Consider the following 26,181-nt stretch of genomic DNA (forward strand, 5'->3'; position numbering starts at 1 on the left):
TCATTTTTATGGTTAACCGGACTTATTATTTTACTTGATAGTGGTAATTCACCACCGTCGTATATAACGACACTCCCCCGTAAATCTGAAACTTGACCGTTTGCCCATAATAGGCCTTCAAGCGCTGCTCCACATTCTCGATCGCAATACCATTTCCTTTTCTCGATTTTATTGTATCGTGAGAATAAGGGTTAGTAATGACTATACTGACTTGATTTTGCAATATTTCAACCAATACGCTAATGGTTGAAGGCTGCAAAACTTTTTCCACTCCATGAAAAATACTATTCTCAAGCAAAGGTTGCAATGTTAATAGTGGGATCGTGACCCGTTTTAATTCGATGGGAGTTGCCTGTATGTTCCATTCTACATTTAAACGCGCGCCTAAACGCATTTTTTCTATACTTAAATAGTGCTGACACAAGTCAATTTCCTCGGCCAGACTCACCAGCTTCAGTTCCTGAAAACTGGCTCTAAACAGCCGGGATAAGTTGATCAGCATATTTTCGGCTTTATCAGGGTCAATCGTGATTAAACTCACCACACTATTTAAACTATTAAACAAAAAATGTGGATGAATACGTGCCTGCATTGCCTGAATTCGGGCATTCAACTCGCTATATTGCTGATTCATCCACTGCTCACGCATGTATAAATAGCGCATGCAGAAAGCACCCAGCAACACCCCATAACCTAAGTGCAAGCTGGTGCCCTGAAATAAAATCTCTTCAGAAAATGCTCCAGAACGTGTGACCCAATATTGCAGAATATTCACAACACAGGTGGTGAACAGGACAATCAGTTGCAGCAGAATAAAACCCAGAACCAGAGCGACCTTTTGACTAAACTTGGCAAAGAAGTCCTGAAAATAATCGACCAATGCCGAAAATGATAAAATCACCCAGTTAATAAAAAACATATATTGCAAGACACGAACACCCTCCAAAGCCTGCCACGACCTTGCTTCCGCCAATGCCAGTACCATCGCCAGAACATTACTGGCAACAATTAATTCTAATAAGTGTTGCCATTGCCCAATTTTCGTAAAAAAATAGGAGCCTGATGGATTCCCCCCCTGACGAGTTTGCGATAACTTCTTACGTCGAGTTTCGGCAACTGCGTTTGGATTTGCTATACTCTTTTTTATTTTGCTGAGCCGCCATGACCACATCTTCTCAATCCTCTTCTTCAGCCAGCCCGAATCAAACCTCTGGAATGTGGGGCGGTCGCTTCTCTGAAGCAACTGATGCTTTTGTTGCAGAATTTACCGCATCTGTGCAATTTGACCAACGTTTTTATAAACAAGATATTGCAGGTTCAATTGCACATGCCACCATGCTTGCTAAAGTCGGAGTGCTGACTGAAGCTGAACGTGACGACATTATCCAAGGTTTAAGCACGATTAAAGCAGAAATCGAAGCAGGCAATTTCGAATGGCGCATTGATTTAGAAGACGTACATATGAACATTGAGTCTCGTTTGACTCAACGAATTGGCATTACAGGGAAAAAATTACATACGGGCCGTAGCCGTAACGACCAGGTTGCCACTGATATCCGTTTATATTTACGCGATGAGATCGATGACATCCTAGGCTTATTACTTCGCTTACAAAAAGGCTTACTCAGCTTAGCCAGCAACAATACCAACACCATCATGCCCGGCTTTACCCATTTACAAACTGCCCAACCCGTCACTTTCGGCCATCATTTATTGGCATGGTTTGAAATGTTAGTGCGCGACACTGAGCGTTTGCAAGACTGTCGTAAACGTGTCAATCGTATGCCGCTCGGCTCAGCGGCATTGGCAGGCACCACCTATCCGATTGATCGCGCCTATACTGCAGAATTACTAGGTTTTGAAGCCGTTTCAGAAAACTCGCTGGATGCGGTCTCAGATCGTGATTTTGCCATTGAATTTAACGCAGCCGCGTCTTTAATCATGATGCATTTATCACGCATGTCAGAAGAACTGATTCTATGGACTTCAGCTCAATTCAAATTCGTCAACATTCCAGATCGCTTCTGCACCGGCTCATCCATCATGCCACAGAAGAAAAATCCAGATGTTCCAGAACTGGTTCGTGGTAAGTCAGGCCGTGTATTTGGTGACTTAATCAGCCTATTGACCCTCATGAAAGGTCAACCTTTGGCATACAATAAAGACAATCAGGAAGACAAAGAACCTTTGTTTGATGCAATTGATACCGTTCGTGGTTCATTGATGGCCTTTGCCGATATGGTGCCTGCTTTGGTTCCAAATATCGAAATCATGCGTGAAGCCGCGTTACGTGGCTTCTCCACCGCAACTGATCTGGCCGACTACCTTGTGAAAAAAGGTGTTGCATTCCGTGATGCGCATGAAATTGTCGGTAAAGCTGTGGCTCTAGGTGTTGCAGAAGAAAAAGATCTATCTGAACTTAGCCTTGAACAACTCCAACAATTCTCTGATTTAATCACGGCAGATGTCTTTGATAAAGCACTCACGCTAGAAGCTTCTGTCAACGCCCGCGATCACATTGGTGGTACCTCACCAAAACAAGTCGAAGCTGCGATTGCTCGTGCGCATACTCGCCTAGAACAGCTATACGTTTAAGGATCTACAATGACTAGACAAGTCTTTTGCCGTAAATACAAACAAGAACTTGAAGGTTTAGACTTTGCTCCCTTCCCTGGAGCCAAGGGCCAAGAGTTATTTGAAACGGTTTCCAAACAGGCATGGCAGGAATGGTTAAAACACCAAACCACGCTCATTAATGAAAAACGCTTAAACGTGTTTGAACCGGATGCGAAAAAGTTTCTTGAAGAACAGCGCGAGAAGTTTTTCAATAACGATGAAAGCGTCGAAAAAGCTGAAGGCTGGACCGAAGAGAAATAAGTAACTCGGTTTAACTTACGATAGAAAGAGAGCTGAAAACGGCTCTCTTTTTACGTGATATTTACATAAGTAATAAAGCCTTACAGAGTATACACAGTTGTCTACATGACACATCCATCAGCTCAGCCTATAGTTGTATGCAGAAGGACAAAGAGATACGTTGATATCTCACGTAACGCATGATATTTCTCTCCCAGACTTTCCCCCGAAGTCTGGGATTTTTTTATTTGTATACCCTATAAATAAAAAACCACCCGGTATCGGGCGGTCTAAAGTTATTTTATTTTTACGCTTATTTTTGATGTACTTTCTGTTCAATTTCTTCGATGCTGGTATGACGTACATCCATCCCTTTCGCCATATAAATCACTTGCTCTGAAATGTTACGGGCATGATCGCCAATACGTTCCAAGGAGCGCAGTACCCACATGACATTAATCACGCGTGCAATATGACGAGGGTCCTCTATCATATAAGTCATTAAGGTCCGTGTCGCCGATTGATATTCACGGTCAATATCGACATCCGCCATTACTACTTTCAACGCTTGTTCAACATCTAAACGGGCAAATGCATCTAATGCATCATGAATCATGACACGAACCTGATTACCAATATGACGTGTTTCCATATAACCACGTGGCGACTCACCTTCTTCACAAAGGTTTTGTGCAATACGGGCAATTTTTGCAGCTTCATCACCGATACGTTCCAAATCTGTATTGGCCTTACTCATTGCAATGACCATACGTAAATCAATCGCGGCAGGATGACGGCGTGCAAGAATTAAGGTTAAACCTTCATCAATATCACGCTCAAACTGATTTACCGCATTGTCTTTGAACTGAACATCTATCGCTAAATTAGCATCTGTGTCTAATAAAGCATGAATTGAGTTAGCAACTTGCTGCTCTACCAATCCCCCCATGGTCATAAACTTGGTATGCACATCTTGCAAGTCTTCATTAAATTGTGAAGAAATATGATGACTTAACACAGGATTGCTTGGGCTCACAGTATGCCTCCACTAGACACATGGAAAAAATGATTGGTGATTAGAACATAGAAATGATGAAAGTTTTATGACAATAGCATGGATTTGCTGCTGAGAGATGAGCATGAATTGATACAACAAAAACTAAAAAATCTGTTAGTCTAAATGCCTAGCTTGACGGAGCGCAGTTAATCAACTGCTGAGATTATCTTAATCACCTGATTTAAAGATGAGTACCGTTGAACCTGATCAGGTTAACACCTGCGTAGGAATCAAGCCCAGCAAAAACTTAGCCTTTATTTATCATAGAGATAAATCCGCCATTGTTTTTGGTCGTGCTTGATTCGTTAATGCCATACATAAGGATCATGCCATGAACCAATTAACGAATCTTTCCCCTGCTGACATCTCCGCTCAACATGAGCAAGACGCTAAAGATTTAACCCGTATTTTACCTGCATCTCGCAAGGTTTATGTTGAAGGTTCTCGCCCTGATATCCAGGTGCCTTTCCGTGAAATCAGCTTAACCGAAACACCGACGGGCTTAGGGGGTGAACACAACCCAGCCGTCATGGTCTATGATACCTCTGGGGTATATACCGATCCAAATGTACAGATCGACTTAAATAAAGGCTTACCCTTGGTCCGTCAAGCATGGATTGAAGAACGTCAAGATACCGATGTACTTTCTGGTCTGAGTTCTGCGTTTGGCCAAGCCCGTTTAAAAGATATCCGTACTGCTGACATTCGTTTTGCTCATATTCAAAACCCACGCCGCGCACAAGCAAACAAAAACGTGACACAAATGCATTATGCCAAGCAGGGTATTATTACCCCTGAAATGGAATATATTGCGATTCGAGAAAACCAGCGCCAAGGTGAGGGTGTGGATATGCGTCAACATGCAGGTCAAAATTTCGGGGCGCAGAATTTAACAGAAATTACCCCTGAGTTTGTACGTCAGGAAGTCGCTGCTGGTCGTGCCATTATCCCAGCCAATATCAATCATCCAGAATGCGAACCCATGATTATTGGTCGTAACTTTCTGGTGAAGATCAATGCCAATATCGGCAACTCTGCGCTTGGCTCCTCCATTGATGAAGAGGTCGCGAAGATGACCTGGGCAACCCGTTGGGGCGCTGACACCATCATGGACTTATCAACAGGTAAGAATATCCATGAAACCCGAGAATGGATCATCCGCAACTCCCCTGTTCCAATCGGGACCGTTCCGATCTACCAAGCTTTGGAAAAAGTCGATGGTGTGGCTGAAGACCTCACTTGGGAGATCTTTAAAGACACCCTGATTGAACAAGCGGAACAAGGCGTGGATTATTTTACGATCCATGCAGGTGTATTACTGCGTTATGTACCCATGACAGCGAATCGTCTGACAGGGATTGTCTCTCGGGGCGGTTCGATTATGGCGCAATGGTGTCTGGCACATCACCAAGAAAACTTCCTGTACACCCATTTTGATGAAATCTGCGAGATCATGAAAGCCTATGACGTATCCTTCAGTTTAGGTGATGGTCTACGTCCAGGCTGTGTACAAGATGCCAATGATGAAGCGCAGTTTAGTGAACTAAAAACCCTAGGCGAACTCACCCATCGCGCTTGGGAACACGATGTGCAGGTGATGATTGAAGGTCCGGGGCATGTGCCAATGCATATGATTAAGGAAAATATGGATCTGCAACTTGAAGTCTGTAAAGAAGCACCGTTCTATACGCTTGGACCACTGACCACCGATATCGCCCCCGGCTATGACCATATTACGTCTGCGATTGGGGCGGCAATGATCGGTTGGTATGGCACAGCCATGTTATGTTACGTCACACCCAAAGAGCATTTGGGCTTACCCAATAAAAAAGACGTCAAAGATGGCATCATCACCTATAAGATTGCCGCACATGCCGCTGACTTGGCCAAAGGCCATCCGGGGGCACAAGTACGTGATAATGCCTTATCCAAAGCACGCTTTGAATTCCGTTGGGATGATCAGTTCAATTTAAGTCTGGATCCTGATACAGCACGTAGCATGCATGATGAAACGCTGCCAAAAGAAGCCCATAAGTCGGCACATTTCTGTTCCATGTGCGGACCCAAATTCTGTTCCATGAAAATCACACAGAATGTGCGAGATTATGCGCAAAATCAACACAATGCCAAGCAGTCAAACGATGCTGAAACAGAAGTTGAAGCAGGTCTCAATGCCATGAAAACCGCTTATCAGGAACATGGTCAAAAATTGTACCACAAAGTGTAAATCGACTAAAAAAAGATTTTCCTGCGAATCATTCTCGGTTAGGATGAGATATGTACAATCTCATCCTGATTGAAGATGACTATTCTTGACCACGCCAGCTACTCAGCAACCGACGTTACGATAGAATCTCGAGAGCCTCTATTTCGAGGGTTTATTCAAGTTGAGAAAGTGAGTTTAAAACATCGGTTATTTTACCGAGAAGATTATTCAACTTTAATTCAACGTGAATTGGTTCATCGTCCAGAAGCTGCGGGCGTTTTACTTTATAATGACCAACAACAACGTTTTGCATTGATTGAGCAATTCCGTGTCGGTGCGTTGAATGATCCTGTTTCTCCATGGCAACTCGAGATTATTGCAGGGGTACTCGATGGAGATGAATCTCCTGAAAACTGTATCCGCCGTGAAAGTCTTGAAGAATCAGGCTGTGAGATCACGACATTAAAACATTTATTTAGCTTCTACCCTTCTGCTGGTGCATGCTCTGAATTTTTTCATTTATATGTTGCAGAAGTTGATTTACCAAAAGACGGGGGCATTTTTGGAATGCCGGATGAGGGTGAAAATATTCAACTCCATCTATTTGATTATTCCGCATTAGAAGCATTATTAAATAACGGGCGGTTGAGAAACGCACCTGTAATCATGGCATTGCAGTGGCTGTCTCAACATATACAACAAAGATAAAAATCTGAAGGGGCTAAAGACGGTGACTTTCCAAGTCTCATCATTATCGCAACAAGATTTTGTGATGATACAGATTACTGATACACATTTACTCGAGTATCCCCATTTAGAATTTGTCGGCATGCAGCCCGAACAAAGTTTTCATGCTGTAATCGACTTGATGCGCCAACAACACCCTCATATTGACCTGATTGTACATACTGGGGACTTGGCACAATCACCAACCCCATTAACCTATAAGCGCTATGTCCAGCATATGCAAAGCCTGGGAATCCCCTTTTTCCAGACACCAGGCAATCATGACGATGTCTCGCATTTCCCATTTCATGAAGCAGATCAGGCACAGCCAACCGTGATTGAATTAGGGCAATGGTGCATTATTTTATTGAATAGTGCACAGCCCAAGCGTATTGACGGTAAAATTGCTGAGCAACAATTACAGCAACTCACCCAGTTGTTGATTCAACACCCTGATCGTCATGTGATTATTGCTTGTCATCACCATCCTTTTGCAATGCAGTCAGCATGGATAGATCAGCACAAACTCAAAAACTCATCTGACCTACTGGAAACGATCCAGCCCTTTTCCAACGTCAAAGCAATTGTCTGTGGTCATGTGCATCAGGATTCGATTAATACATGGCAAGGGATTGAGTTTTTATCCACGCCGTCAACCTGTATTCAATTCAAGCCAAAGAGTGATAAATTTGCTCTGGATGAAGAACATCCGGGCTATCGCTTTATTCGTCTCAAAGCCAATGGTGAATTGGAAACTCAGGTCTATCGCTTACCCACTTCGCAACGAATGAACAGTTCCGAAGTTCTGGGATACGATTAAACTTTTGATTACAAATTACATTGTCGAATTCTCACAAAATCTGGACGGCAATGACTACCATCTTGCTCAAAAACTCTATATGATGTCGACCCTTGATGGGAAAAACCATCTCAGGTTTCTATAAAAACACTTGCATATCACCATATTTTTTGCGTATAGATAGTACGTGTAAGATGAGGAATGCCCTATATGGCGAATGACAACCAAAATCAAGTCTTGGACGAACCGACAGAAGTGATTGATGATCTGAAATCGGCGAAACGTGTCCGTAAAACCAAACCGAAGGCTTCAGAAGGTGGTACAACTGCTAGTCTGTTTGGAATTGCCCCTTATCAGCCGAAGAAAAATGAAGAATATATGTCTGAAGGACAACTTGAGCATTTCCGCCAAATTTTAAATGCCTGGAAAGCAGAGTTAATGTCTGAGGTTGATCGTACTTTAAATACGATGCAGGACGAATCGAGCGCATTGCCAGACGTCAATGACCGCGCGACGCAAGAAGAAGAATTTGCAATTGAGCTACGCACACGTGATCGTGAACGTAAACTCATTCGTAAAATCGAACAATCGATTGAAGCGATTCAAAACGAAGACTATGGTTTCTGTGAAACGTGTGGTATCGAGATTGGCTTACGTCGTTTAGAAGCTCGTCCAACTGCAACATTATGTATCGATTGCAAAACTTTGGCTGAAATCAAAGAAAAGCAAAACAACGGTTAATAATCCCTCCCAACCTCCCTTTAAAAAGGGAGGAGTACTGAGAATTTAGGAACTTATAATGTTCAAGTACTCCCCTCCTTTATAAAGGAGGGGTCTGGGGAGGATTAAAAACACACGACCATTTAATCTTTATGTCTTATATAGGACGATTTGCGCCATCGCCAACCGGCCCCTTGCATTTTGGCTCCCTGCTCACCGCAGTTGCCAGTTATTGCGATGCCAAAGCCCATCACGGCCACTGGCTGGTTCGAATTGAAGATACCGATATCCCCCGCATTTATCCCGATAGCGAAACACATATTCTCGCATGTCTCGATGCCTTTCAATTTGAACCCGATGCAGAGATTATTTTTCAAAAAGATCGTTTCGAGATCTATGAGCAGGTGCTTGAGCAACTCAAGCAATTCGATGCGATTTATGCCTGCCAATGTACCCGTAAAATGCTGGGTTCCAATCATATCTATGCCGGGACTTGCCGCGATTTAAATTTAGCGTTTACTGATCAAGCGATTCGCTTAAAGGTTACTGATCAACAGATTTGTTTTGAGGACCGTTTACAAGGTCGACAATGTTCTAACTTACAGCATGAGCTTGGTGATTTTGTATTAAAGCGTCGTGATGGCATTATCAGCTATCAATTGGCAGTGGTGGTCGATGATTATCTGCAAGGCATTACCCATGTGGTGCGTGGTGCAGATCTACTCGACAATACAGCTCGACAAATCTGGCTAGGGTCTTTACTCAATTATCCTGCCCTAAGTTATATGCATCTCCCGCTGGCTATGAATGATCAGGGCCAAAAACTGTCTAAACAAAATCTGGCGCAGGCACTGGATATCAAACAAGCACCACAGCTGCTACAGCAAGCCATTTTAGCTTTGGGGCAACCAGCTGTTGAATTTGATCAACCTCGAATCATGCTGCAACAGGCGGTACAACAATGGGATATTCGCTTGATCCCGACTGGGGTGCATCTCTCTGGAACCTATTTATAAGCAATAAAAAAGCCCTGTAAATCATCAGGGCTTTTCCATCTTAATTTGCTTAGAAATTCGATTCTTCTTTCACTGGGTTCAGCTCTTGTGTCGATGCATCAATTTTCAGGATTAAACTGATCATCGCAGCACACATCATCAATGATGTACCACCATAACTAATGAAAGGCAGAGTCAAACCTTTGGTTGGCATTAGCCCCATGTTCATGCCCGCATTTACCAGAATCTGCATCAGGAAAATGATGCTAATCCCGTAGGCCAAATAACCAGCACGTAAATAATTATGCTGTAAAGCACGATGACCAATACGAATACAACAAGCCAACATGGTAAAAGACAGCAGCATCACCACCGTCACACCAAAGAAACCGAACTCTTCCCCTAAAACCGCCAGCATAAAGTCGGTATGGGCTTCAGGCAAATAAGAAAGCTTCTGTACACTATGCCCCAAGCCAGTTCCAAACCATTCACCACGACCAAAGGCCATCAAGGCATTGGAAAGCTGATAACCCACACCCAATGGATCAGCCCATGGGTTGGTAAATGAAATCAAACGCTGGAAACGGAACGGTTCAAAGATAATCAGTGCACTGACACCTGCAAAGATCGCACCCAGCATGATCAAGAACTGCGTGGCAGGTGCCCCCGCCAAGAAGAACACCCCCACCATCATTAACACGATAACGACGGTTGCCCCCAAGTCAGGCTCGGCTACGATAAACCCCACGGTTAAAGCCATCACACCACTCAGACGCAATAAACCTTTCCAGTGCGTTCGCACCTCTTTAGCACGGCGTACCACGTAATCTGCAGTGAAAATCGCCATCACAATCTTGGCAATTTCAGTCGGCTGCAAGGTAAAACCACCGACCTTGATCCAACGATGCGCCCCGTTCACTTCGGAACCCACCACCAACACCGCCAATAGCAACACAATAGTAATGAGCCATAATGGAAAGGCATTTTTAAACCACAGATTCAATGACACCCGATACGTCAGGAATGCGACCACCGCTGCCACGACAATTGAAATGCCGTGACGAATCAGGAAATAAAATGGGCTTTCATGAATATATTCCGCATAGGGCATTGAAGCCGACGCGACCATGACCGAACCGAAACACAGTAATGCAATCACACAAAAGATCAGAATATTTCGTGCCGTCATTTCTGCGGGCAGCTTGGGCAAACGATTGAGCAATTGCGAAATCTTTTGCACCGTATTTGGGGCTAAATCCGCCATAATTCTGTTCCTAGTTGTTCTTGTCATTCAACGCATGGACGCATGCCACGAATTGCTGTCCACGATCATTGTAACTTTTAAACATATCAAAGCTGGCACACGCGGGTGAGAGCAATACGACATCTTCAGCTTGCGTATTTTTCTGTGCCAATGCCACCGCTTCTTTTAAACTCTGTGCATGCTGAATGGCTGTCGCACCCTGAATCGCTTGCTCAATCACTGCTGCATCTTCACCAATCAAAATAACAGATTTCACATATTTCTGAATGGCTTCACGCAAAGGTTTAAAGTCTTGACCTTTGCCTTGACCACCTAAAATCAAAGCCAGCTTACCTTTTTTCACTTCAATTGCTACCCCCAAGCCATCAATCGCGGCCAGGGTTGCACCAACATTGGTACCTTTAGAATCATTGTAATAGCGCACACCATCAATTGTGTCGACATACTCGCAACGATGTTCCAAGCCTTTAAAATGCTTTAAGGTTTCTAGCATAGATGCCGTTGGCAATCCAATCGCCTCACCCAATGCCAAACACGCCAAAGCATTGGCAACATTGTGCATGCCTTGAATATACATCTCAGAGGTCTTAAGTAAACGCTCACGGCCACGCGCTAACCACATACTGCCATCCGCATCGCGCAACACGCCGTACTGATTTAGGTCTGGGGCATTCAAACCAAAGCTTTGCATCGCTGTTGCATCAGGAACTAAAGGGCGACTCAGGTTGTCATCACGGTTATACACCACTTTTTTCACGCCTTGGAAAATACGGTGTTTGGCCTTGTGATAGCCCAGCATATCACCATGACGATCCAGATGGTCTTCACTCATATTCAACACCACAGCAACCTCTGCATTCAAATGTGATGTGGTTTCAAGTTGAAAGCTTGATAGCTCTAAAATTAGTAGTTCTGGCTTGTCTTTGAGTAAATCCAATGCAGGACGTCCGAGATTCCCCCCCACAGCAACCTTTTTACCTGCCTCTTGCGCCATCAACCCCATTAAGGTGGTAACGGTGCTTTTTGCATTTGAGCCTGTAATCGCAACAATGGGAACTTCTGTGGCACGGCGTAGTAATTGAATATCGCCAACCACTGGAATGCCTTTTTCAATCGCTTGCTGAATTTCCGGAAGTTGCGGTGCAAGCCCTGGACTGAGAATGATTTCTTCTGCTTGTAATAACAGTTCCGTATCTAATTTGCCAAAACTGGTCCGTACAGTTGAAGGAATTTGATCATGGCCCGGCGGAGTCGCACGCGAGTCTGTTACTGCAACTTGGTAGCCTTGCTCATGCAGAAAGTTAACCGCCGACACCCCCGAAATTCCCAAGCCAGCCACAACTTTCAACCCGCCACGCTGTATTAACATTTTTGCCCCATTTTTTGCAGATCACAGAATGGCAAAAATGTTAGCACTTTACTGTTTTAAATGCTTTTTCAGTTTTAGTTTTATTCAATCTTTTTTGTGTCCGTGCGTAAAAACTTAAATCTATATAAAAAAGCGAATCCCTAATAAAACCAAGCCCCCCTAATCCACAGGCTTAAAGCCCTGTTACCAGCATTTAAATTCAGCACTCTCACGATAAGCATAAATCCAGCAAGATAAGACATGAACACCGTGATAATCCGTTTTTATAAATATTGATGTACAAAACTAGAGGAAATGATGTCAGCAATCGTCCTAAGCGAATACAATCATTTGTGTTTAAGCTAAATGATTTGTATGAAGTTAGCTTTTTTTTATTCCAAAAAGATTGCCCATCAAATGATGGGCAATCTTTTTAATATTAACGCCATTTGACCGTTTGAATAGTTTCTGGCTTTTTGGTTTCAGCCTCATCGGTTGAGCAACCGCAACCACCACCACAGCCCACTGCCATTTTAGGTTTTAACCACGTTGCCAAACGTTGCCAACCTAACCGCTGGCAAAGGTTTGACAAAGCGAGAAATACTGAACTTGCTGTTTGAGGAAACACCTTCTTAAAGACTACAACAGCACTCCACAGCACCAACACAGCAACAATCAAGTACTCAAACATAAGCCTCTCTCCAATGGTTTCCTCCCTTTTTAAAGAGAGGTGAGTTTTCTTAGCCCCAAATGCGTGATGCAATTTGGTAGGTGAAGAACGACATTAAATAAGCCAAACCAAACAGATATACCGTCATGACTGCCACATGCTTCCATGAACCTGTTTCACGGCGTACCGTTGCTAAAGTAGCTAAACAATGTGGCGCATAGATAAACCAAACCAATAATGACAAGCCTGTTGCTAAGGACCAACCCGAGCCATCCGCACTGATCAGATGCGTCAAACCTTGCGCAACAGCATCATCATCTGCTCCTGATAAGGCATAGACTGTGCCCAAAGCAGCAACTACAACTTCACGTGCCGCCATGGCTGGAATCAATGCCACTACAATTTGCCAGTTAAAACCTAAGGGGGCAAAAACTGGATGCAATAAATGCCCAAGCATCCCCGCCAGACTATAATCAATCGCAGGCTGTGTCGCCCCTTCCGGTGCTTGCGGGAAGGTACACAGGAACCACAAAATGATCGTCAAGGCCACAATAATGCCACCAACGCGGCGTAAGAAAATTTTTGCGCGCTCTAATAGACCGATTGCAACACTTCTCATATCAGGGAAACGGTAACTTGGTAACTCCATCAGCAACGCATGCTGTGTTTTGTCTTTTTGCAAAAACTTCATCACAAACGCAACACACAGCGCACTCACAATACCAGCCATGTATAAACCAAACAGTACAAGACCTTGTAAATTGAAAATACCCAGTACGGTTTCACTTGGAATAAATGCACCAATCAACAGGGCATAAACAGGTAAGCGCGCAGAACAGGTCATCAAAGGTGCAACCATGATCGTGGTAAAACGATCACGTGGATCACTAATACTACGGGTTGCCATAATCCCTGGAATTGCACAGGCAAAACTCGATAACAACGGGATAAAAGAACGACCACTTAACCCTGCTTTAAACATTAACTTATCCAGTAAAAATGCCGCACGAGGCAGATAACCAGATTCTTCCAGAACCAGAATAAAGAAGAATAAAATTAAAATTTGCGGTAAGAACGCAATCACGGTTCCTGCACCAGCCAGCACACCGTCAACCAATAAACTTTGTAGTACAGGATGGCTAATCGTTTCTGTCAACCATTCGCCCAACCAAGGCACCACACCATCTTCGATTGCACCCTTAAATGGTTCAGCCCATGAAAACACCGCTTGGAAAACGATAAACATCATGATCGCCAGACTCAACAAGCCCAACACTGGATGTAAAAAAATCTTGTCCAGAAAATCGGTACGCTTGTCTTCCTGATCAACAAAGTTCACGACATCTTTAAAAATCGCTTCAATTTTTTGATGTGAACTGCCTGCCAGACCACTGAGTTCAGTCTGAGGAATCGCATACTTGCCTTGATCAAGAGCATGCAATAAATTTTCGATACCTGAACTGCGTACTGCAACCGTTTCAACCACTGGTACGCCAAGACGCTCAGAAAGCTTTTGCGTATTGATCTGGATACCACGACGACGTGCCTCATCCATCATGTTCAAAACCACAAGGATAGGGCGACCCAACTCAATAATTTCCAGCACCAAACCAAGATGTAGTTTTAAGTTAGTTGCATCCACCACACACAAAAAAGCATCTTGTTGCCCTTCTTCCGCAATTTTACCTCGACAAACATCACGGGTAATTTCTTCATCAGGACTGGTGGCCTGAAGGCTATAGGTGCCTGGCAAATCCAGGACACGCACTGCTTTTCCAGAAGGGAGCTGAAAATGCCCGACTTTGCGTTCAACGGTGACACCCGCATAGTTGGCAACTTTTTGGCGTGTACCAGTTAAATGGTTAAATAAAGATGTCTTACCACAGTTTGGATTTCCCACAAGGGCAACACGTAACGCATCACTCATGCAGGTGCTCCTTCAAGTTGAATTTCAATTTTATCCGCTTCCGCTTTTCGTAACGCAAAACGCGTAAAACCGAGCTGGATTAGAATTGGATCTCCACCAAAGACCCCCTTGGTAACCACCTGTACTTGCGTACCCGGCACAAAGCCTAAACTTTCTAAACGAACTGCAACTAAATCTGGCTGTTCTGTCTCATCGACCACGCGATTGACTTTGGTAATCATCGCTGTTTGCTTGACTTTTAATGCTGACAATCGCACCGCTTCTAACCCTTAACCCTTTTTTGCTAGTATACAAGCAAATGAGAATAATTACCAAAACCAATCTCAGTGGCATTTACCGCTGTGACAGATCGACAACAAATCATTTTTCTTTTACAGTGCAAGACAATCAAAAATAAATCAGGGTCATACTCGGCCCAAAATATTGACCTCCAATTTTCACCTAGCCAAGCTTTCAACATCCTATGTTAAATAAAAAGCCACGTATTCCTGCTGCAATCCATATCCCGGAACATTTGAGTTTTTTACAGGGTTTTCGGGATTATCTGGTGGCTCAAACAGTGAGCCCACATACCCGTAATGCCTATTTGTCCGATCTGATCCAATGTAGTGAATTACATCCAACAGCAGCATTACCGCAATGGTCCAGTGACGACATCGCCGATGTGCTGATTGCACTCACCAAAGCGGGTAAAAGCCCACGCTCAATTGCACGTTGCCTATCTGCGTTAAGACAGTTTTATAAGTTTTTAAGAGAACAAAAGCTACGCGACGATAATCCGGTTGCCAACCACCATTCTCCTAAAATTGGACGTGCTTTGCCCAAGGATTTATCTGAACAAGATGTAGAAGCATTGATCAATGCACCTGACATCAACACAGCTTTAGGCTTACGTGACCGGGCCATGTTTGAAGTTCTGTATGCCTGTGGTTTACGCGTTTCCGAATTACTCAATTTACGTTTGGAACTGATCAATTTAAAACAGGGCTTTGTACGAATCACGGGAAAAGGTAATAAAGAGCGCCTCGTACCATTGGGACAATTTGCCTGTGACTGGATTGAAAAATATTTAGTTGAATCACGTCCACATCTGTATAAAAGTAACACTGATTACCTGTTTTTAACCCAGCATGGCGGCATCATGAGTCGACAAAATTTCTGGTATGCAATTAAACGTTACGCCTTACAGGCCAATATCCAAGCAGAGCTCTCCCCGCATACCCTACGTCATGCCTTTGCCACCCACTTGCTTAATCACGGTGCGGATCTGCGCATAGTACAAATGTTACTTGGACACAGTGATCTTTCCACCACACAAATCTATACCCATGTCGCACAACATCGCATGCAGGCGTTACATGGCAAATACCACCCACGGGGATAAAACCACCTTTTATCGAGGAGCCCGCTAAAATTTGATTCCGTTCACAGAGCCTATGCAAGATTTAACGAAGTAATTCATTTTTTTTGTTATGCTAGGCCCCTTATACAAATGAATTCGTACAAAAAAGGTTCTATATGTTGTTTACTCGGTCTCAGCTTGTAATTGCTTGTACATTAGCATCAACATTATTAGTCAGTGCTTGCTCAAAAGAAAACTCAGCACAAAAACAAGATGCACTCACAGCAAGTGCACCTGCGACAGGTGAAGCTTCAACCTTAAATGAGCGCAATGCACAGCAGCGTTTAGTCTCTACCTTAGAAAAACATTTCAAAACCGCCAATATCAATGCCAAGATTCTTGCGGTGAAGAAAACTGAAGTTCCAAACTTATACTGGATCAGCCTCGAAGGCATGGGTTCCGTTTATGCAACTGCTGACGGCCAATACATTATCCAAGGGGATGTGGTTCGTTTAGGCGACAAACAACTGCATAATGTCAGTGATGCCTTACAAGCAACCGAAAATAAAAAACATTTAGCGGCGCTGAAAACCGAAGATCTGATTGTTTACCCTGCACAGGGCGGTAAAGCCAAGCATGTGATCTATGTATTTACTGATTCGAGCTGCCCTTATTGCCATAAACTGCATGAACATTTAGCAGAAATTAATGCCAAAGGCATTGAAGTCCGTTACATCGCATGGCCACGTGGTGAACAATTCATGCCAACCATGCAAGCCATCTGGTGTAGCCAAGACCGTAAGGCTGCCTTTGACCAAGCAGCCAAAGGCTTACCCGTTTCGGCGGCAGAATGTAAAAACCCAGTACGTGACCAATATCAATTGGGCTTAAACATGGGGGTCAATGGCACACCTGCAATCTATAACGTCGAAGGCGAGTATTTAGGTGGCTATATGACCCCTGAAGAAATCGTACAACGCTTAAACAAATAAGCGAAAATATCACCGCAAAATAACAAAGACTCGGGCGACAGATTCAAGATGATCGGGATAGGGTCTATTACCACTTTATCCATGATTGCGACAGAGGAGATTTTTAGGCGATACAAGGCATGGATTGTGAAATTTAGTCTCTCTAAATAATGAGCAACGGCTAAAGTTGCGCAAGATAACGCAGAAGTGCCAAAAATCTCCCTGTCCCACAGGGTTGTGGCTAAAACTCCCTCATACATCGTTATGAAACTTGGCAAGGGAATGCCACTCCCTACGTTTCATGCCTAGTCTGAAGGATTTTCAGCCATCAACGCAATTCATTTATAAAGTGACAACAGACCCTAGTGTCTGCGCACTTTTTTAGCTATGATCAAGCTTCATTAAAATGATTGAATATAATGGAGTGTGACGTGAAACCAGTTCGTCTGGCGATACTCGGTCTTGGTACTGTAGGTGGTGGAGCCCTTAAATTACTACAAGAAAATGCTGCGGAAATTAAACGCCGTACCGGTCGAGAAATTCAAATTACACACGTAGGCACACGCCGTCCACGTCCAGATTTACAACTCGAAGGAATCAAACAAAGTGATGACTTGATGGACATCGTACGTCAAGCTGATGTTGATGTTGTGGTTGAAGTCATGGGAGGGATTCATCCTGCCTATGAAGTCATCATGGAAGCCATTAAACATGGCAAACAAGTTGTCACCGCAAACAAAGCCTTACTTGCTGAACATGGCAATGAATTATTTAAAGCGGCTGAAGACAATGCCGTGCAAATCGCTTATGAAGCAGCGGTTGCAGGCGGGATTCCAATTATTAAAGTGATTCGTGAAGGTCTTGCAGCAAACCATATTGAATGGCTTGCAGGCATCATTAATGGCACAGGCAACTTCATTCTGACTGAAATGCGCGAAAAGGGTCGTGCTTTTGAAGATGTATTAAAAGAAGCGCAAGAACTGGGCTATGCCGAAGCAGATCCAACCTTTGATGTAGAAGGGATTGATGCTGCGCACAAACTTACCATTCTGGCGTCATGTGCTTTTGGTATTCCATTACAGTTTAATAAGGTCTATACCGAAGGCATCAGCAAAATCACCGCTCAAGATGTTAAATATGCAGAAGAGCTTGGTTTCCGCATTAAGCATTTAGGTATTGCACGTCGTGCCGAACACGGTATTGAATTACGTGTTCACCCAACGCTGATCCCTGCGGAAGAGCTCATCGCCAACGTCAATGGCGTGAAAAATGCGGTATTGGTTCAAGCCAATGCGGTCGGCCCAACCTTATATTATGGTGCAGGCGCAGGTGCAGGCCCAACTGCCTCAGCTGTAGTTGCCGATGTCATTGATATCGTGCGTGATATTTCTTATACCGAAGATGGTGCAGGTACTATTCCTCAGCTTGCCTTTGAAGCACTGACCAATGTGCCAATCTTAAGCCGCGAAGAAATGACCACAGGTTATTATATTCGTCTCAATGCTGAAGATCAGACCGGTGTCTTGGCAGATGTCACAACCATTCTCAGCCGTGCTGGTATTAGTATTGATGCCATCATGCAGCAATCACGCTTGAAAGACTTGATTCCAATCGTAATTTTGACAGATCCGATTGTTGAATCAAAAATGGATGAAGCTCTTGCGCAAATTCAAGCATTACCTGCAATTCGTGGCGAAATCGTAAGAATTCGTTTAGAATCGCTCGATAGTTAATCAGTTTAAATCTCCCCTCACCCCTCAATAAAGAGGGGGAACTCCTCCCTTTGGAAAAGGGAGGTTGGGAGGGATTTTCTCTCTACCTTATATTGGAACACCATCATGTCGAATGCCAATCGTTATACTGGTCTTGTAGATCGTTACCGTGACCGTTTACCCGTGTCTGCAACTACACGTGCAATTTCTTTAGGTGAAGGTAATACTCCACTAATTAAACTCGAGAACATTCCACGTATTATTGGCAAAAACGTCGAAATCTATGTGAAATACGAAGGTCTGAACCCGACTGGTTCATTTAAAGACCGTGGTATGACCATGGCGGTGACCAAAGCAGTTGAAGAAGGCTCTAAAGCAATTATCTGTGCCTCTACAGGTAATACTTCGGCAGCGGCAGCGGCTTATGCAGCACGTGCAGGCATTAAAGCATTCGTCCTGATCCCAGAAGGCAAAATTGCCATGGGTAAAATGGCGCAAGCAATGATGTATGGTGCGATTACCATGCAAATCCGCGGTAACTTTGATGATGGTATGCGTTTGGTCAAAGAAGTTGCAGATCAGGCACCAGTAACGATTGTAAACTCAATCAACCCTTACCGTTTGCAAGGTCAAAAAACCATTGCTTATGAAATCGTAGAAGCGCTTGGCCGTGCGCCTGATTATCACTGCTTACCAGTGGGTAATGCGGGGAACATCACTGCACACTGGATGGGTTATACCGAAGCGGTTGCCAACCAGCCAGCAGATCAGTTTGAACAAGTGATTTATGATGCTGCGACAGATCAATTCACAGGTCCTAAACCAGAAGGTTTACCGACTATGGTGGGTTATCAAGCCTCTGGTGCTGCGCCATTCTTACGTGGTGCACCAGTGGAGAACCCTGAAACAGTTGCAACAGCGATTCGTATTGGTAATCCACAAAGCTGGAACCATGCCAAAGCTGTGGTACGTGATTCTAAAGGTTGGTTTGATGAACTGACTGATGCTGAAATTTTAGAAGCACAACGCCTCCTCTCAATGTACGAGGGTGTGTTTGTTGAACCTGCTTCTGCTGCGTCAATTGGTGGCGCAATCCGTGATCTTAAAGCAGGCAAAATTGCTGAAGGTTCGGTGATCGTATGTACCGTAACAGGTAATGGCTTAAAAGACCCAGATACTGCAATCAAGCAATGTGCTGATGCGGTGATGCTGTCAATTGATGCCACCATGGATCAAGTGAAAGATTCAATTCTTTCAAATATGTAAGCATAACTTTGCAAGTAAAAAAACCAGTTGCTCGCAACTGGTTTTTTTATCTGAATACAAGCTGTATTCTTTGTAGCACGCATAAAAAAAGCTCTTCATAACAGAAGAGCTTTTTTTAACATTCATCTAGATTAAACGCGTTTTGGCAAACTGCTTAACCATGTCAATAGGTTGGTTGCATCACTATTACGAGCTTGTGAGCTTGGTGCACCCAATAAGACAACAACAGCTGGACGTGAATTCACCGTGGTGTGCATGACAACACAACGTCCCGCTTCATTGATATAGCCTGTTTTTGACAGGTTAATGTTCCAGCCACCATTACGAACCAATGCATTGGTATTATTTGATTTCAGTACACGATAACCTAAATTGAAATCATAGGTTGGCGTGGTTGAAAATTGGCGAATCAAACCATATTGCGAAGCAGTACTGACCAGAATCCCTAAATCACGTGCAGATGAAACATTGTGCGGATCTAAACCTGTAGATTCAGCATAACGTGTAGACGTCATGCCCAATTGCCGCGCTTTGGCATTCATTGCTGCAACAAAGGCCGGACGTCCACCTGGGTAAGTCCGCGCTAAAGCGGCCGCCGCAGGATTTTCAGACTTCATCAAAGCAAATAAAAGTGCTTCTGCACGATTCATGGTATCGCCCGCGCGTAAGGTCGAACTTGAATTCTTGCCACCTGCACCAGCGAAATCAATCGATTCCAGCGTGATTTCTTCTGACATGTTTAAGCGCGCATCAGCAGTCACCACAGCAGTCATCAATTTAGTAATCGACGCAATTGGAACCGACATGTTGCTGTTTTTACTGTACAGCACCTCGCCGGTCTGTGCATCCATCACCAAGGCAGCACGTGCATTGACTGAAGGTTGGCTGCTATACCCGAAAGTATCGCGAATTTGTGTCGACGACTGTGGCGCCGTTGAAGAGGTGATGGTTGACGAACTACCATTACGCAAAGTTGTGGTAACAGACGTTGAACCTTGCGGACTAATTTCTAGCGGATCATCATCTTCCATCAACTGACTAGCATCACTTGCAGACCAATTCATCGAAGCTGAACCGCTCACACGCGAAGAAGCTGGATTGTTATTCACAACCAGTTCAGCAAAACTTGTTGAGCTCCAGGCCAACAAGATAGACATGCTTAAAACATGCATGATAGATTTTTTAGAATTTTTCACGACACAATACTCAACTCAGGACGCTGCACATTTGCGCTTAACACCATTATGCCTTACATTTGAACAAATCGGGTAAAGCTTTTATAGACACAATTGTGTACAACTATTCGCTAAAAACGAAGAATAGGATTGCTAATTTTGTCGTTTCATTGCAAGCTAATTTTGCTTTATGTAACAAAAAACCAGTTTTTTTGAAAAAAAGGAGGTCTTCTTGATCACTGTTCTCGTTGTTGATGATCATGAACTCGTGCGCACAGGGATTTGTCGTATGTTGGAAGACCACCCCGATGTAGAGGTGATTGGACAAGCAGAATCGGGGGAAGAAGCGATTGCTTTGGTGCGTCAGAAACACCCTCAAGTGGTACTCTTGGATGTTAATATGCCAGGTATTGGCGGTGTTGAAACGACCCGTCGCTTGTTGCAAAGTGTACCTGAAACTAAAGTGATTGCAGTCAGTGGTCTTGCGGAAGAACCCTACCCGTCTTTGCTCTTGAAAGCCGGTGCAAAAAGCTATATCACCAAAGGGGCACCTATTACAGAAATGGTGCGCGCCATTAATAAAGTGATGCAGGGCGGAAAATACTTCAGTGCAGATATTGCTGAACAGCTCGCCAGCTCTTATCTTTCAGATACCCAGCAATCTCCATTTGATGCCTTGTCAGAACGTGAAATGCAAGTGGCGATGATGGTCGTCAATTGTATCAGTGCACAAGAAATTGCAGACAAACTATTTGTCAGCGTGAAAACCGTAAATACTTATCGCTATCGTATTTTTGAAAAATTGGCAATTGACAGTGACGTCAAGCTAACTCATCTTGCGATTCGTTATGGCCTCATTAAACCTTAATACATCTAGAATAATAGTCATCGCCTATGTTAGGGAAAATAGCAACATCGGTCTCTCAGACCATCTATCGGTTAGGCGTTTGGTATAGTGGCTATCGGCTTATTATTGCCGTTAGCCTGCTTTTAATTTATTTACTGACTGCCGAGCAACTTTCGGGTAATTATGTTTACCCCTTTTTATATTTCTATACTTTAATTTGCTATATCGCATTCAATATCTTTCAGCTCGCTTTACTACAGCTTGTTCCGATACAGACCTCGAAGCAACTGATTTTTATTTTTCTAATCGACGTAATTGGTCTCAGTTTAATTACGTTTGCTTCGGGTGGCCCTAATCTGCAACTGAGCCTACTTTATGTCATTATTATTTTTTCTTCTGCGATTTTACTCAATGCACATCTTTCACTGATCATTACTTTATTTGCAGTCATCATGGTAGTTTACCAACGCTTTTTAGGTGACTTCTTTGATGCCAATAATTTAACGCATCTCAGCAATAGTATTTTTCTAGCCTTTTTGTTTTTCGTTGTGCATGCCATTGGCCGCATTGCCGTACAACGCTTTAAAATCTTAGAAACCCTGACATTCAATCAGTCAATCGAGATTCATCAACTACAGAATATTAACCGCTATATTCTTGAACAGATTGAAGACGGCTATTTGGTTCTTGATGAAAGCAATCATATCGTTTTAACCAATCCTGCAGCCAATACCCTGTTAGGGATTCATCTGCCGACCTCTTTGGAAAAGACACCACTGATCAAATTACAGCCTGACTTGTTTGAATTGATCCAATTCAGCAATCTGGAAGATGGTGAAGAGTTCAGTTTTGAGTCACAACAGAGCCCCTATATCATCAATGTTCGGGTCAAACACCTGCTTGTACCAGAACAAGCCCTGGTATTATTAGTTTTAAAAGATGCACAAAAACTGACACAACAAGTTCAACAGCTCAAACTGGCCGCCTTGGGTCAACTTTCTGCCAGTATTGCCCATGAAATTCGCAATCCATTGGCGGCTATTGTACAGGCCAATAGTTTATTAAAAGACAGCGACACCCACCAACTGAACATGCTGTCTCACATGATCAGCAAGCAAGCCAAACGCATTGATAATATTGTGCAAGATACACTCGCCATGGCACGCAATAAGCCAACAGAGCCTCAAGTCATTGAGCTCAGCCCTTTCTTGGAAAGTTTGCTGAATGAAGATCTTGCCGATGCCAAACATCGTATTCAACTAAAACAGACGGAACAACTCAGCATTCTCTTTGATGAAAAACAATTACGCCAAGTGCTGATTAATTTAATTCGAAATGCATTACGACATAATTCGACCGATGCTCCTTATATTGAAGTTGAAGTCCAGCTAAAAGATGGGCGAAGCTGTATCGATGTCATCGATTTTGGGACGGGTGTCTCAAAACGAGATATTTCTCAGCTATTCAAACCATTTTTTAGTACCGAAATTAAAGGAACTGGTTTAGGATTGTACCTGTCTCATACTTTTTGTGAGGCAAATCATGCAAAGCTCACCTATATAGAGCGACAACAAGGAGCATGCTTCAGGATTGAATGCTCAAAAATTCATTGATTAGATTAGGTTTCTCGGGGAAATGGCAACAAAACAACCACTCGTCTTATTGGTAGACGACGAAGAAGATTTATGTCTTTTAATGCAGATGACGCTGGCGCGGATGGGCATTAAAACACATCTCGCCTATCGGGTCGAACAGGCTAAAAAATTCTTTACTGAATTCCAGTATGATGCCTGTTTAACAGATTTAAATCTTCCTGATGGAAATGGTTTGGATCTGGTCAAACATGTAACTCAAAACTATCCCAACACGCCAATTGCCGTATTAACAGCTTATGGCAATATGGATATCGCGATTGCTGCACTCAAAGCAGGTGCATTCGATTTTGTCAGCAAACCTGTCAACCAAATGCATTTGGATCAACTGATCCAGAAAGCACTGAACCGTCCGCAGCCTGAGCAAGAAGCAGCAGAAACAGCCTTAGAAAACAAGCTATTAATCGGACGTTCCGCACCCATTCAACAACTACGCATTGCTTTAAAGAAAATTGCACGCTCCCAAGCCCCAGTGTTCATTACTGGTGAATCAGGCACAGGTAAAGAAGTGGTAGCGAATCTTGTGCACCGCTTAAGTAATCGCAGTGAAGGGCCTTTTATTGCCATCAATTGTGGTGCAATTCCAACCGAGTTGATGGAAAGTGAGCTGTTTGGACACAAAAAAGGTAGCTTCACAGGTGCAACTCAGGATAAGCAAGGCTTAATTCTGTCTGCTCACGGTGGTAGTTTATTTTTAGATGAAATTGCTGAATTACCGTTAAATATGCAGGTCAAACTGCTGCGTGCTGTTCAGGAAAAGAAAATTCGTCCAGTGGGTTCGGATCAAGAAATTGATGTAGATTTTCGTGTGATTAGTGCCAGTCATCAAGATTTAGAGCTGTTGGTTCAGCAAGGCCGCTTCCGTCAAGATTTGTTCTTCCGTATTCATGTGATGGATATCGTACTGCCACCTTTACGTGAGCGTGGGCAAGATATTTTGCTGTTGGCCAACCACTTTATTCAAAAGATTAGCCAAGAATGGGATCTACCCGCAAAATCGCTCTCTACACGTGCTGAACAATTTTTGTTGCAACAGTATTTCCCTGGGAATGTGCGGGAATTACGCAATATTATTGAGCGTGCCATTACCCTTAGTGATGATGACAACATTGATTTGGCACATTTACAGACCGCGCCTTTGCGGAGCACACTGGCCAATCCAGCCGCTTCGTTTTCGGCTACGCCTGCAGAAGAAGCTGAACCAGTTCAACATTCTGCCAGCACGACACTGAGCTCGAAAAAACTTCCACCTGAAGGCTTGGAGCGTTATTTAGAAAATATTGAAAAAGAAATTCTCCTCAATGCACTCAACCTGACCCATTGGAATCGGACGTTAGCAGCGAAAAAGTTAGGTATGACTTTCCGTTCGTTACGTTATCGGCTGAAAAAATTCGGCTTGGATACCGAAGACGAAGAATAACCAAAAACAAGGCCCCGATTTTCAGGGGCCTTATTTTTAAAAATGTTTTTTTAATAACGACTTTTCAATACCAAGTCAGTTACATGTTCGAGGTAAGCATCCTCTTTCATTTCTGCTGTTAAGGGAACAATTTGATTGGGTTGAATCCCTTGCCCTTCAATCATATTGCCATTTGGCGTGTAGTAATGCGAAACCGTCATTTGTAACGCCGCACCGCTCGGTAAAGGAAAGAGCTTTTGTACCACGCCTTTACCATAACTGGTCTCACCCACCACCCAAGCACGTTTATGTTCCTTCATTGCTGCGGTAAAAACCTCAGCCGCAGAAGCAGAACGTCGGTTGATCAAAATGCCTAATTTCATGTTCTGAAATTCATTAGAGGGTAACGCCTGGAATTGCTGATCGCCTTCCGAACGGCTTTTAGTGGTGACAATAATTCCTTGGTTTAAAAATAAATCTGCCGCTTCTACTGAAGCAGAAAGTAAACCACCTGGATTATTACGCAAATCAAATACCACCGCTTTTAGCTTGGTAGAACTATACTCTTCAATCAAACGTTTAATTTCATTGGCAGTATCTTGTTGAAAAACACGTATTTTCAACACCAATACCTGATTGTGTAACAGAACAGGTTCAATATCGGTTTCAACTTTTTTATTACGAACCAAAATCACCGTACTGCTATTATTGTCTGGCTGTATCTGTAAAGTGCTACCGATTGAACCGTAAAGTAAACCTTGAACCTGATCTTGGTTTAAACTCTTCAGTTCCTGATTGTCTACCTTGAGAATCACTTGCCCATTGTGCAGACCCAATTTGCTCGAGTCCGAACCTGCTTTTAAATCTTGAATCTGCCAAGACTTGGCATGGGCATCATAATTTAAATTAAAATCCACAGAGGCAAGATCACCTTCTGTATATTGAATCAGTTGGCGATATTCTTCTGCAGATAAATAACGGGAATAACGATCCAGACCACTGACCAGACCTTTAATTGCTTGTTGAAATAAAGCATCATCCGATTTTTTATCAACATAGTTATCTTTGACAATGCCATAGATCTGCACAAACTGTTGAATCGACTCAATCGGCACTTCTGCATTTTGAGCAGGTGCCTCATCACCCCATCCCGAAGCGTGTGTCATAGGCGCCGCAAAAAGGCTATGCCCCCAACACATCAACAAACTCGCACAGATCGCTCGGTAAATGTTGTTGTGCTGGGTCATTG

At 43.5% G+C, this 26,181-nt stretch carries 23 protein-coding genes and 1 riboswitch; of the genes, 14 read left to right on the forward strand and 9 right to left on the reverse strand.

Annotated features, from left to right (window positions below; genetic code table 11):
* Positions 1 to 25: 25 nt before the first annotated feature.
* A complete protein-coding gene (locus NQU59_RS02005; RefSeq protein ID WP_005240194.1) occupies positions 26 to 1,171 on the reverse strand; it encodes a sensor histidine kinase in 1,146 nt (381 codons plus the stop codon).
* Between NQU59_RS02005 and argH the strand changes: the two genes are divergently transcribed.
* Both argH and NQU59_RS02015 read left to right on the forward strand, forming a co-directional pair.
* The gene (gene argH, locus NQU59_RS02010; RefSeq protein ID WP_096911201.1) at positions 1,162 to 2,595 is read left to right on the forward strand and encodes an argininosuccinate lyase; all 1,434 of its coding nucleotides are present in this window, start codon (positions 1,162 to 1,164) and stop codon (positions 2,593 to 2,595) included. The two genes, NQU59_RS02005 and argH, sit on opposite strands and share 10 nt — an antisense overlap.
* A 9-nt stretch (positions 2,596 to 2,604) precedes the next feature.
* The gene (locus NQU59_RS02015; protein WP_005240196.1) at positions 2,605 to 2,877 is read left to right on the forward strand and encodes an oxidative damage protection protein; all 273 of its coding nucleotides are present in this window, start codon (positions 2,605 to 2,607) and stop codon (positions 2,875 to 2,877) included.
* Between the two features lie 292 nt (positions 2,878 to 3,169).
* Here the strand turns inward: NQU59_RS02015 and phoU are convergent, their stop codons facing one another.
* Positions 3,170 to 3,892: a phosphate signaling complex protein PhoU gene (phoU, locus tag NQU59_RS02020; protein ID WP_005240197.1), complete on the reverse strand. Its 723-nt coding sequence runs from the start codon at positions 3,890 to 3,892 to the stop codon at positions 3,170 to 3,172.
* Positions 3,893 to 4,039: 147 nt separating this feature from the next.
* Positions 4,040 to 4,160: riboswitch (TPP riboswitch) on the forward strand.
* An 84-nt stretch (positions 4,161 to 4,244) separates the two neighbouring features.
* Here phoU and thiC point away from each other — a divergent pair.
* The 5 genes from thiC (at position 4,245) to gluQRS (ending at position 9,380) form a co-directional block, all read left to right on the forward strand.
* Entirely contained in the window at positions 4,245 to 6,140 is a 1,896-nt protein-coding gene (gene thiC, locus NQU59_RS02025; protein WP_005240201.1) for a phosphomethylpyrimidine synthase ThiC, read from the forward strand.
* Positions 6,141 to 6,215: 75 nt separating this feature from the next.
* Positions 6,216 to 6,827: an NUDIX domain-containing protein gene (locus NQU59_RS02030; RefSeq protein ID WP_005240202.1), complete on the forward strand. Its 612-nt coding sequence runs from the start codon at positions 6,216 to 6,218 to the stop codon at positions 6,825 to 6,827.
* Between the two features lie 22 nt (positions 6,828 to 6,849).
* Entirely contained in the window at positions 6,850 to 7,665 is an 816-nt protein-coding gene (cpdA, locus tag NQU59_RS02035; RefSeq protein WP_257064765.1) for a 3',5'-cyclic-AMP phosphodiesterase, read from the forward strand.
* Between the two features lie 189 nt (positions 7,666 to 7,854).
* Positions 7,855 to 8,385 (forward strand): RNA polymerase-binding protein DksA, encoded by a 531-nt coding sequence (gene dksA / locus NQU59_RS02040; protein WP_004656335.1) that lies wholly within the window; start codon positions 7,855 to 7,857, stop codon positions 8,383 to 8,385.
* Between the two features lie 131 nt (positions 8,386 to 8,516).
* Entirely contained in the window at positions 8,517 to 9,380 is an 864-nt protein-coding gene (gene gluQRS, locus NQU59_RS02045) for a tRNA glutamyl-Q(34) synthetase GluQRS (protein ID WP_257064766.1), read from the forward strand.
* Positions 9,381 to 9,429: 49 nt separating this feature from the next.
* On the opposite strand, the gene ftsW is transcribed toward gluQRS, so the two are convergent.
* From ftsW to NQU59_RS02070, 5 genes are all read right to left on the reverse strand, one after another.
* The gene (ftsW, locus tag NQU59_RS02050; RefSeq protein ID WP_005240208.1) at positions 9,430 to 10,623 is read right to left on the reverse strand and encodes a putative lipid II flippase FtsW; all 1,194 of its coding nucleotides are present in this window, start codon (positions 10,621 to 10,623) and stop codon (positions 9,430 to 9,432) included.
* Positions 10,624 to 10,633: 10 nt separating this feature from the next.
* A complete protein-coding gene (gene murD / locus NQU59_RS02055; RefSeq protein WP_005240210.1) occupies positions 10,634 to 11,992 on the reverse strand; it encodes a UDP-N-acetylmuramoyl-L-alanine--D-glutamate ligase in 1,359 nt (452 codons plus the stop codon).
* 418 nt (positions 11,993 to 12,410) lie between these two features.
* Positions 12,411 to 12,662: a DUF6587 family protein gene (locus NQU59_RS02060; RefSeq protein WP_005240211.1), complete on the reverse strand. Its 252-nt coding sequence runs from the start codon at positions 12,660 to 12,662 to the stop codon at positions 12,411 to 12,413.
* A gap of 49 nt (positions 12,663 to 12,711) precedes the next feature.
* A complete protein-coding gene (gene feoB / locus NQU59_RS02065; RefSeq protein WP_005240213.1) occupies positions 12,712 to 14,568 on the reverse strand; it encodes a ferrous iron transporter B in 1,857 nt (618 codons plus the stop codon).
* Positions 14,565 to 14,825, reverse strand: coding sequence for a FeoA family protein (locus tag NQU59_RS02070; protein ID WP_005240215.1), 261 nt, complete (start codon positions 14,823 to 14,825; stop codon positions 14,565 to 14,567). Before NQU59_RS02070 ends, feoB begins: the two co-directional genes overlap by 4 nt.
* Before the next feature lie 206 nt (positions 14,826 to 15,031).
* Between NQU59_RS02070 and xerD the strand changes: the two genes are divergently transcribed.
* From xerD to thrC, 4 genes are all read left to right on the forward strand, one after another.
* Positions 15,032 to 15,952 (forward strand): site-specific tyrosine recombinase XerD, encoded by a 921-nt coding sequence (xerD, locus tag NQU59_RS02075; RefSeq protein WP_005240217.1) that lies wholly within the window; start codon positions 15,032 to 15,034, stop codon positions 15,950 to 15,952.
* A 134-nt stretch (positions 15,953 to 16,086) separates the two neighbouring features.
* Complete coding sequence (locus tag NQU59_RS02080) at positions 16,087 to 16,902, forward strand: DsbC family protein (RefSeq protein ID WP_005278366.1); 816 nt, start codon at positions 16,087 to 16,089, stop codon at positions 16,900 to 16,902.
* A 410-nt stretch (positions 16,903 to 17,312) separates the two neighbouring features.
* Positions 17,313 to 18,614, forward strand: coding sequence for a homoserine dehydrogenase (locus tag NQU59_RS02085; RefSeq protein ID WP_257064778.1), 1,302 nt, complete (start codon positions 17,313 to 17,315; stop codon positions 18,612 to 18,614).
* Between the two features lie 105 nt (positions 18,615 to 18,719).
* Positions 18,720 to 19,859, forward strand: coding sequence for a threonine synthase (gene thrC, locus NQU59_RS02090; RefSeq protein ID WP_004802157.1), 1,140 nt, complete (start codon positions 18,720 to 18,722; stop codon positions 19,857 to 19,859).
* A gap of 131 nt (positions 19,860 to 19,990) precedes the next feature.
* Here thrC and pbpG read toward each other — a convergent pair whose 3' ends face one another.
* Positions 19,991 to 21,055 carry a D-alanyl-D-alanine endopeptidase PBP7/8 gene (gene pbpG / locus NQU59_RS02095; RefSeq protein WP_128568544.1) on the reverse strand — a complete coding sequence of 355 codons (1,065 nt, stop codon included), beginning with the start codon at positions 21,053 to 21,055 and terminating at the stop codon, positions 19,991 to 19,993.
* A gap of 211 nt (positions 21,056 to 21,266) precedes the next feature.
* On the opposite strand from pbpG, the gene gacA reads away from it, so the two are divergent.
* The 3 genes from gacA to NQU59_RS02110 are packed head-to-tail and all read left to right on the forward strand — an operon-like array spanning position 21,267 to position 24,953.
* A complete protein-coding gene (gene gacA / locus NQU59_RS02100; protein ID WP_257064781.1) occupies positions 21,267 to 21,902 on the forward strand; it encodes a response regulator transcription factor GacA in 636 nt (211 codons plus the stop codon).
* A gap of 26 nt (positions 21,903 to 21,928) precedes the next feature.
* Positions 21,929 to 23,494, forward strand: coding sequence for a sensor histidine kinase (locus tag NQU59_RS02105; RefSeq protein ID WP_257064782.1), 1,566 nt, complete (start codon positions 21,929 to 21,931; stop codon positions 23,492 to 23,494).
* 22 nt (positions 23,495 to 23,516) lie between these two features.
* Positions 23,517 to 24,953, forward strand: coding sequence for a sigma-54-dependent transcriptional regulator (locus NQU59_RS02110; RefSeq protein WP_005240229.1), 1,437 nt, complete (start codon positions 23,517 to 23,519; stop codon positions 24,951 to 24,953).
* 50 nt (positions 24,954 to 25,003) lie between these two features.
* On the opposite strand, the gene NQU59_RS02115 is transcribed toward NQU59_RS02110, so the two are convergent.
* Positions 25,004 to 26,179, reverse strand: coding sequence for a S41 family peptidase (locus NQU59_RS02115; protein WP_096911339.1), 1,176 nt, complete (start codon positions 26,177 to 26,179; stop codon positions 25,004 to 25,006).
* Between the last annotated feature and the right edge of the window lie 2 nt (positions 26,180 to 26,181).

Origin of the sequence: Acinetobacter colistiniresistens (assembly GCF_024582815.1) — a bacterium.
Taxonomy (GTDB): Bacteria; Pseudomonadota; Gammaproteobacteria; order Pseudomonadales; family Moraxellaceae; genus Acinetobacter.

Coding starts and splice junctions, on each gene's coding strand:
- argH (WP_096911201.1), top strand. CDS start 1,162: ATGACCACATCTTCTCAATCCTCTTCTTCAGCCAGCCCGAATCAAACC.
- NQU59_RS02005 (WP_005240194.1), bottom strand. CDS start 1,171: ATGTGGTCATGGCGGCTCAGCAAAATAAAAAAGAGTATAGCAAATCCA.
- NQU59_RS02015 (WP_005240196.1), top strand. CDS start 2,605: ATGACTAGACAAGTCTTTTGCCGTAAATACAAACAAGAACTTGAAGGT.
- thiC (WP_005240201.1), top strand. CDS start 4,245: ATGAACCAATTAACGAATCTTTCCCCTGCTGACATCTCCGCTCAACAT.
- NQU59_RS02030 (WP_005240202.1), top strand. CDS start 6,216: ATGACTATTCTTGACCACGCCAGCTACTCAGCAACCGACGTTACGATA.
- dksA (WP_004656335.1), top strand. CDS start 7,855: ATGGCGAATGACAACCAAAATCAAGTCTTGGACGAACCGACAGAAGTG.
- gluQRS (WP_257064766.1), top strand. CDS start 8,517: ATGTCTTATATAGGACGATTTGCGCCATCGCCAACCGGCCCCTTGCAT.
- ftsW (WP_005240208.1), bottom strand. CDS start 10,623: ATGGCGGATTTAGCCCCAAATACGGTGCAAAAGATTTCGCAATTGCTC.
- murD (WP_005240210.1), bottom strand. CDS start 11,992: ATGTTAATACAGCGTGGCGGGTTGAAAGTTGTGGCTGGCTTGGGAATT.
- NQU59_RS02060 (WP_005240211.1), bottom strand. CDS start 12,662: ATGTTTGAGTACTTGATTGTTGCTGTGTTGGTGCTGTGGAGTGCTGTT.
- feoB (WP_005240213.1), bottom strand. CDS start 14,568: ATGAGTGATGCGTTACGTGTTGCCCTTGTGGGAAATCCAAACTGTGGT.
- xerD (WP_005240217.1), top strand. CDS start 15,032: ATGTTAAATAAAAAGCCACGTATTCCTGCTGCAATCCATATCCCGGAA.
- NQU59_RS02080 (WP_005278366.1), top strand. CDS start 16,087: ATGTTGTTTACTCGGTCTCAGCTTGTAATTGCTTGTACATTAGCATCA.
- thrC (WP_004802157.1), top strand. CDS start 18,720: ATGTCGAATGCCAATCGTTATACTGGTCTTGTAGATCGTTACCGTGAC.
- NQU59_RS02105 (WP_257064782.1), top strand. CDS start 21,929: ATGTTAGGGAAAATAGCAACATCGGTCTCTCAGACCATCTATCGGTTA.
- NQU59_RS02110 (WP_005240229.1), top strand. CDS start 23,517: ATGGCAACAAAACAACCACTCGTCTTATTGGTAGACGACGAAGAAGAT.
- NQU59_RS02115 (WP_096911339.1), bottom strand. CDS start 26,179: ATGACCCAGCACAACAACATTTACCGAGCGATCTGTGCGAGTTTGTTG.